The organism is Veillonella sp. VA141 (genome assembly GCF_003992175.1).
GTDB lineage: Bacteria > Bacillota > Negativicutes > Veillonellales > Veillonellaceae > F0422.
This window is the reverse complement of the sequence record NZ_RQVM01000011.1, coordinates 1-700: the sequence shown is the minus strand read 5'-3', so window position 1 is coordinate 700 and position 700 is coordinate 1. Positions and strand designations below refer to the sequence as shown.

Genomic DNA, 700 nt, shown 5'->3' with positions numbered 1-700 from the left:
TGCCATAGAAATCTAAGCCTTTATTGCCAAGGACAGTGTTCGCATTATTGATACGACCATCTAATTTAGAAATCGCATCGCCTACATTCTTAACTGCTTCTGTACCTGTGCCATCATCTTTTGTGATGTTGTATGTAGGACCTGTAAATACACCGTTTTCTACTTTAGCACCACCACCTAAGGCTGTGGCTAAATCAGATTTAACAGTGTTCAATTGACCGCCGTTCACAGCGTCTTTGGAACCTGCTGCTACTTTACCATCAGCAATGTTGGACAATTTAGTTGTGCCACCAGTTGTTGTACCATCTGGGTTAACCACACGAGCTTCCACAGTGGTAGCTGGATTTGCATTATTCAATACATTGCCATCTTTATCTACATCTGCAGCTTTATAGTATTGTCCATCTTTAGCTTTTACTAAACGTGCACCATTTTCATCTGTATATACCACAGATCCAGCTTCGCCGTTACGTAATGCATTCACTTTATCTGTTAAAGTTTTGTCATTTAAGCCATCTTTACCAGTTAAGCCTTTCGCACCAGATGTGCCATTTACACCGTCACGACCATTAGAGGCTGTGTCACCAACATTGTTAATAGCATTTAATTTTGCTTTTACTGTGTCAGATAAATCTAAGGAATACTTACGTACTTTATCTGTACCTAAATCTCCACCTTTAATCGCAAGTCCATCTCCTGT

1 protein-coding gene is annotated in these 700 nt (G+C 40.0%); it reads right to left on the bottom strand.

Going from position 1 to position 700, the window contains the following annotated elements:
• On the bottom strand, positions 1-700 hold a 700-nt coding region (locus EO112_RS08245; protein ID WP_206168573.1), incomplete at both ends, for a hypothetical protein.